At 57.7% G+C, this 6,527-nt stretch carries 6 protein-coding genes and 3 pseudogenes; 5 read left to right on the plus strand and 4 right to left on the minus strand.

Annotated elements, in window-relative coordinates; all coding sequences use genetic code 11:
* Nucleotides 1-32: 32 nt before the first annotated feature.
* On the minus strand, nt 33-572 hold the full coding sequence (locus MOV76_RS26680; RefSeq protein WP_004678566.1) for a peroxiredoxin: 540 nt from the start codon (nt 570-572) through the stop codon (nt 33-35).
* Nucleotides 573-1,375: 803 nt separating this feature from the next.
* Between MOV76_RS26680 and MOV76_RS26690 the strand changes: the two are divergent.
* Nucleotides 1,376-1,465: pseudogene (locus tag MOV76_RS26690) on the plus strand (L,D-transpeptidase); the annotation flags it as partial.
* Here MOV76_RS26690 and MOV76_RS26695 read toward each other — a convergent pair.
* Complete coding sequence (locus MOV76_RS26695) at nt 1,455-2,171, minus strand: Crp/Fnr family transcriptional regulator (protein WP_010009905.1); 717 nt, start codon at nt 2,169-2,171, stop codon at nt 1,455-1,457. The pseudogene MOV76_RS26690 and the gene MOV76_RS26695 sit on opposite strands and share 11 nt — an antisense overlap.
* Before the next feature lie 596 nt (nt 2,172-2,767).
* On the minus strand, nt 2,768-2,941 hold the full coding sequence (locus tag MOV76_RS26700) for a hypothetical protein (protein WP_010009909.1): 174 nt from the start codon (nt 2,939-2,941) through the stop codon (nt 2,768-2,770).
* Nucleotides 2,942-3,247: 306 nt separating this feature from the next.
* Between MOV76_RS26700 and MOV76_RS26705 the strand changes: the two genes are divergently transcribed.
* From MOV76_RS26705 to MOV76_RS26720, 4 genes and pseudogenes are all read left to right on the plus strand, one after another.
* Entirely contained in the window at nt 3,248-4,426 is a 1,179-nt protein-coding gene (locus MOV76_RS26705; protein WP_010009913.1) for a cytochrome P450, read from the plus strand.
* A gap of 20 nt (nt 4,427-4,446) precedes the next feature.
* Complete coding sequence (locus tag MOV76_RS26710) at nt 4,447-4,701, plus strand: ferredoxin (protein WP_004678571.1); 255 nt, start codon at nt 4,447-4,449, stop codon at nt 4,699-4,701.
* A gap of 204 nt (nt 4,702-4,905) precedes the next feature.
* Nucleotides 4,906-5,148: pseudogene (locus MOV76_RS26715) on the plus strand (nuclear transport factor 2 family protein); the annotation flags it as partial.
* A gap of 1 nt (nt 5,149) precedes the next feature.
* Nucleotides 5,150-5,278: pseudogene (locus MOV76_RS26720) on the plus strand (transposase); the annotation flags it as partial.
* A 23-nt stretch (nt 5,279-5,301) separates the two neighbouring features.
* On the opposite strand, the gene MOV76_RS26725 reads toward MOV76_RS26720, so the two are convergent.
* A partial coding sequence (locus tag MOV76_RS26725) for a recombinase zinc beta ribbon domain-containing protein (protein ID WP_247265646.1) occupies nt 5,302-6,527 on the minus strand: 1,226 nt, incomplete at its 5' end.

Genomic DNA, 6,527 nt, shown 5'->3' on the forward strand with positions numbered 1-6,527 from the left:
AAGTCGTAGCTGCTGGTCGTTGGCTTCAATGCTCATACGAAGGCTGGGGCCTTAAGGCATTTCAAAATGTTTTGCGGCGAAGAAACGCCATACGGATCGGTCGCGCAGTTGTCGCCAAAGCCTTCTTCCTCGAACCACCCCTCCACGACGCCATTATTGATCACGGCAGCGTAGCGCCAGGAGCGCAGACCGAAACCGAGATTGTCCTTGGCGACGAGCATACCCATTTTCCGAGTGAATTCTCCCGAACCGTCCGGGATAAGCTTGACATTTTTCAACCCCTGAGACTTGCCCCAAGCATTCATGACGAAGGCATCGTTGACGGAGAGACAGTAGATGTCGTCAATGCCATTCTTCTTAAACTCGACATAAAGACTTTCGAAATCAGGCAGTTGGAAGGTGGAGCAGATTGGCGTGAAGGCGCCCGGCAGCGAAAAAAGGATTACCCGCTTACCGCTGAAATAGTCGTCGGTCGTCTTGTCTTCCCAGCGGTAGGGGTTGGGACCGGATATAGACTCGTCGCGAACCCGCGTGCGAAAGGTGACAATAGGGACCTGCTTTTCCATGGTCATCAATGAAGCTCCTCTAGGAAAATTTATTTGCGGCCTCTCAGTCACGGCTAACACGAATCCGACCTCGGCCCACACGCCAGGGCAAGCAAGCGTCATGCCATTTGGCCTGAAGGAGATGGACTTGCGGTCAGCACAGGGCCTTCGTCGCCGCACTCGTGCGCTGCTCGTGCGGGCGAGCGAATTGTGAAGCCGTTGTGCCGCGCTGACGGCCGGGCGCTGTTTCGGCTACTTCCGACCGCATCTCGATCAAGGTTTCTCTGCCGCCTTTTAGAACCTTAGCATACTGCCCGCCAGTCCGGTCGCGGCGGGAAGGCGCGGGTCACGAGGTTTGAGGTTCTGCTCGTGCGTATGTCTACCCGCGCACGTTTTCTTGTTTGAAACTGCACAAGAAAGTTTGAGGTCCGACAAAAAGGGGGCGCCAGGCTCGGACCGCGCATCGAAAAATGGTGAAACGCAAACGGCTCCGATAATTTCGTCACAGAAGACGACGATGGCGGATATCCGCAGGTTGGGGGCGTGAAGAGCTCGCAGCCGCCAATATCGATCGGCTGATGCCGACCGGCACCCGGGTCGCGCTATGTAGCCTTTGGCCTACGAGCATTTGTTGCTCGGCTGACGTCGCCGCGGAGCTGATATTTTGTTCCTCTCACCGCTCACCGCTCAGCTCGCTGGCGACCTGCTGGGCGCCCGGCGCCGATGGCGACGCCACCCACCTGCCCGGCGGCTATCCCGAGCTGCAAGCCGGCGGCTCCGGGACTAGAAGTTTTCTCGCCCGGAATGCTCGATGTGGTAGCGCCCGGCACGTCCGTCTGCATCCCGACAATGCCGCCTAGTTCTTTACGCTGGCGCGCCAGGCTGGCCTTTCCAATACGCGGGTGGTAATTACCCGCTGATTTTCTTTGCGAGCGCATCCATGTCGGGCACGGTGATATGCCGGATGTTCTCGATGCGGATGACGCCCTCTTTGCGAAGCCGGGTCAACTGGCGGCTGACGGTTTCGATCGTCAGCCCGAGAAAGTCGGCAATCTCGGCACGCGATAGCGGCAGATCGAAGGCAGTGCTCGTCGCCGTCTCGGCGTGGGCGGCAATGAGGTGGAGCAGGCTTGCGACCTTCTCCTCGGCGGTCCGCCGGCCGAGCGTCAGCATCCATTCGCGCGCGGCATCCAGCTCATTCAGCGCCTGAGCGTGCAGGCTACGCTGCAATTCCCTAGTCTCCAATATCATGCGTTCGAGCAAATTGCGGGGGAACACGCAGATCTCCGCATCGGTCGCGGCCTCGGCCGACAGCGTGCTTTCGCGCACGAAGGGGCGGCCGACGAAATCGGGGGCGAATTGCAGGCCAACGATCTGCTGGCGCCCGTCCGACATCACCTTGCAGAGCTTCACCACGCCGCGCGTGATGTTCGAATAGAAAGAGTTTTCCGATCCTTGTGCAATGATCTCGCAGCCTGCGTCGACCTTGCGGCGCAGCGAGTGGCGGCCAAGTTCGCTAAGCTGGCCAGCCGACAAGGCGCCGCAAACGACGCCGTGCCGCGCCTGGCAGGAACGGCAAGCGACGGAAGTGCCAATCACGAGAACCTCACTGCGTGCGACGTCCATGTCCTGATCCCTTCGAAAACCGCCTATGCCGGACATGCCCGAGACGACCACGCGGCCGTTGCGACTTCGGCTATCCCTATTTCTTCCAGCGCGTCTTTGATGGCTATCAATTTCATCGGGATTGCGATTTGATCCAGATCAAATCTCCGTACCCACGCTCTTGCCGTGCCAGGCAGGGTAGTTTGTGGATTTGTTTCGGACGGCATTTTCGGCCCGCCGCTTGAGCGGGCTTTCTGCGGCCATCGCCTTCCGTCTCGGCGGACGGTAGGCCACCATACCCATTGCTGTCAGGCAACACCCAATCGGCAGATTGCCGCCGACTCTTAGGGTGGTGTCGTCGGGCTGGTAGAACTGACATTCAGGACAAAGGAGTAGCACGCTTCGAGCTGTTCCCGGAATTCCGCCGCTAGCTCGATGCCACAATTCAAAGCTACCCACCCTCAAGCTATCCCACTGCATCGCAGTACATCAGGACATTCGTTACTCGTCGCGCTGTCTCTGGCCCCCGGCTGTGGTGGCTGGAAAAAAGTCGCACCTGAATAGATGGCATCCGGCACCTGATGTCGGGTTTTGTTAGATACGCGACACGGCCTTGATCAGCCAATCTTTAGTTCTGCCTTGAGCCAAAGCGCTGAAAGGCAATTGAAAAATTTCTTTCCGGCCAAATCAATCAAATTGGCATGAACTTTGAAGTTCTTCTTGCGGGGCGGCAAGGACTGTCGGCCGGTTTCTTTGGTGACCGCCATGGAGCGGAGGAAATCAAAATGCATCTGTGCTCAGAACGCATTTACCGGAAGAGAGGTACCCGTGAAAATCCGATGTCGACCGGAAGGGCGGGCGAGGCATCCAAGAAATTTCGACTTCGGCCAACAAAGCAGCGTGGATTTCGAGCCGCACGGCGATCTGATCGCTGCATCGCATGTCATTGGCGCCTCGCGCTGCTGAGATTGGAAATCTGGCGCTCAACGATTTTGCTCGCTCCCTCTCCGAGGAGAATTCGTTCTCGGCGAAGGGGCTTTGATGACAGGAGAAAAGCAGTGGCTACCATTAGGGTTCCAGAACATGTCCCTCCCGAAATGGTGAAGGACTTCAGCCTGTTCACGTCGCCCGGCATGGAGCGCATGCCAAATGGGGATCCGCACGCAGCTGTCGCTTGCCTCCATAATGGACCGAGAATCTTTTATTCTCCCTGCAATACGCGCGATGGCCGAGGTACCTGGGTCATCGTTCGCGCTCAGGACCAACGCAAATTGCTGCAGGACACCGGAACCTTTTCCAGCCATCGGAGCCTTTTCGCCTCGGCGCTTGGCGAAAACTGGCCGCTGATCCCGCTTGAACTCGACCCCCCGGCTCACAGCGTGTTTCGCTCACTTCTCAATCCGCTGCTTTCGCCCAGGCGGATAATGGAGCTCGAACCGGCGGTCCGTGATCGGGCGATTGCGTTGATTTCCAAGATTTCCGCGTCGAGCACAAGCTGCGACATCTTGACGGACTTCGCCTTTCCTTTTGCGGTTAGTATCTTCCTCCGTTTGCTCGGCTTATCCGATGAGCGCCTCAATACATTCGTGGGCTGGGGGAAGGACCTGCTCCACGGCGACGGCATCAGACGAACCGCAGCCGCCCGAACAATTTTGGCGTTCATCGATGAACTTGCAGCGATGCGCCGCAAAGAACCGGCCGACGATTTCATGACCTTCGTCGTGCAGGCAAAGGTCGACGGCCGCCTGTTGAGAGACCAGGAAATCCATGGAATAGGCGTGCTTCTATTCGTCGCGGGACTGGACACCGTGGCAACGGCGATCGGCTTTGACCTGGCCTATCTCGCGCGCAATCCGACAGAACAGGAATTGCTGCGGAGCAAACCGGATCGAATTGTGCTCGCAGCCGAAGAACTGCTTCGCGCCTATTCGACCGTGCAGATGATCCGTGTGGCGACGAAAGATATCAATTTCGAAGGCGCGCCGATCCGTAAGGGGGACTACATTTCCTGCGCCACGATGATTGCCAATCGTGATCCGGTGGAATTCGAAAATCCGAACACGATCGATTTGGCACGAGAAGACAATCGCCACACCGCTTTTGCGTACGGTCCCCATCGCTGTCTTGGATCACACCTTGCCCGGCGAGAGATCGTCATCGGCCTGGAGGAGTGGCTGTCGCGCATCCCTGACTTCCGTATCAAGGATGGTACGGCGCCCATCACCTATGGGGGCCACGTGTTTGGAATGGAGAATCTGATCCTGGACTGGTCCTGATAATTGAGAGGAGGAAAGACATGGAGTACCGTATGCGCGTCATAGTGCACACTTCCAAATGCCAAGGTCATGCAAGATGCTGGGCCCAAGCGCCCGAAATATTCAATCTTGACGACGAGGGATACATACTGCCCGGTGCAATCGATGTCGAGGAGAGGGACGAACTGTTCGCGTCGCGAGGCGCTCGATCCTGCCCTGAACGTGCGCTGGAGATAGATTGCGTTTCGGATGCGTTGCTCGATCGCCTTTTGTTCAACCAACATTGTGGGGGTTGAAACGCAACGCAACTGGTGCATGACGGCGCCGTCGCTGTCCAAACACCTTACCCGCAGCTCTCCCATTGATGTCTACTTCTAAGGGCAGTTGTTTACATGCATGCCTAAGCAGAGGGAGGGTTTTTCCTTACGTCAGCCGAGCAGTTGAAAGCTGGCTGCGTCACTGGATGGGTAAGCGCCCCGATATCAGATGTGCGACAAGCGATGAAACACAAAAAAATTACCGAATTGCTCGACCGCGAGGCGCTCCGCGACTGCCTCTATCGGTATTGCCGCGGGATAGACCGCGCCGATGAAAGGGCGCTGCGCAGTTCCTACTGGCCCGATGCACGTGACAATCACGGGACCTATTCCGGTTCGGCCGAGGGCTTCATCGAGTTCGCCCTTGGTGTCTTCAAGACGGGACCGCGCAACATCCATCAAATCACGAACATTCTGATTGAGTTCAAAGCCGACTGATAATGCTTTCATCGAAGCGTTCAATGGCCGCTTCCGTGCAGAATGCCTGAACCAGCATTGGTTCCTGACCCTTGCGGATGCCCGCGAAAAGATGGAGGATTGGCGTAGATACTACAATCCTGTTTCATAACACCCATCTTTCTATGTCATTGAAAGAAATAGATTTTCCTGATCTGGAGGCGATCCCGCGGGGTGGCGAGGGTTCTTCCGTACACGATCGAGAATCTGACGTGCTTGCGGGGTCGCGAGTTTGGAACGGCTGAAGATCCATGGGCCATCGGGTAGCGGATGAGCCCCCTTAATATCGCCAGCCTCGGCCGCCAGACGCAGCGTCTTTGGCGATATCCCGAGTAACTTTGCCGCACCGCCCAGATTAAGCCATGGCTCAACCCCGTCGATCTGCGGACGGAAGACCGGAATCTTGCGATATGACCTCAGCGCGGTGACCCGCTCCCGTGTCCAGCGATTGCCATTGCCGGTCGTCAGTCCGTTGCGATTGAGGACACCGGCAATCACATCATCATTGGCGATCAAGACGAGCTGTTTCACAGCGTCGACAATGTCGTCAGGGGTCGCATTTCTTTGGCTACGGTGTCGCTTCGGCAGGCGCAGTTCGGTGTGGACGCCTCCAACCCAATGAATGACGAGGACGATCTCAGAGGTTCCATCATCGAGATCGGCGACCACTTCATTGATGAGCGTGCGCACGATGCGCTTCTTCAGCCTTGCATCGGTTGTCGGCGCCGTCCAGACGGCGCGAAGGTTTCCCGCAAGTGCGGTTACCTGTGATGCGGACATGGGGAACGGATGCGGCGTAACTGTCCGATGTTTGGCAATCTTGGCCTCGATCTCACCGACGCCAGTCAGCGCCTTGTTCCAGCGTGCTTCCAGCTCCGACGTCACCAGCCTATTCTCTGGATCGGCCGCGTCATATTGCCGGAATGCCCGGTCGGCTACATAGCGTGCTGCCTCGAGGTCGCGCATCAGGGCATCCTGAACCTGATCGCGTTGGTTGGCCATATTGCGTTCCGCCTCGACGGCGGCGGCAATGGCTCCTGGCTCGACCACGCCGAGAAGTGCCTCTTCGATCGCGTCATCGACCCGCAGACCGCCGAAGGCGATGCAACGTGGTTCGCCGTTGTCGAGCAACCCTCGCCAACAGGAATAGCGCGGGATGTTATGGTTGGCTCCTGTGTAACGAACCGTCAGCTTCCGGCCGCACCTTTTGCAGCGGAACAGGCCGGCAAGCAGAGCGTCGCCATGCTTCGGCGCTCCATGATGGCGACTGGCCGGTACATTGTCGCTGACCATCTTGCGGATCTCCTCCGCCCGTTCCCAACTGATGTAACCTTCGTGCGCATCCGGGA

This window comes from Rhizobium sp. PRIMUS64, assembly GCF_023006465.1.
Lineage (GTDB): Bacteria > Pseudomonadota > Alphaproteobacteria > Rhizobiales > Rhizobiaceae > Rhizobium > Rhizobium leguminosarum.

Bases quoted from the DNA above. Each gene is read 5' to 3' on its own strand.
- MOV76_RS26680 (WP_004678566.1), bottom strand. From the start codon at position 572: ATGACCATGGAAAAGCAGGTCCCTATTGTCACCTTTCGCACGCGGGTT.
- MOV76_RS26695 (WP_010009905.1), bottom strand. From the start codon at position 2,171: ATGGACGTCGCACGCAGTGAGGTTCTCGTGATTGGCACTTCCGTCGCT.
- MOV76_RS26700 (WP_010009909.1), bottom strand. From the start codon at position 2,941: ATGCATTTTGATTTCCTCCGCTCCATGGCGGTCACCAAAGAAACCGGC.
- MOV76_RS26705 (WP_010009913.1), top strand. From the start codon at position 3,248: ATGGTGAAGGACTTCAGCCTGTTCACGTCGCCCGGCATGGAGCGCATG.
- MOV76_RS26710 (WP_004678571.1), top strand. From the start codon at position 4,447: ATGGAGTACCGTATGCGCGTCATAGTGCACACTTCCAAATGCCAAGGT.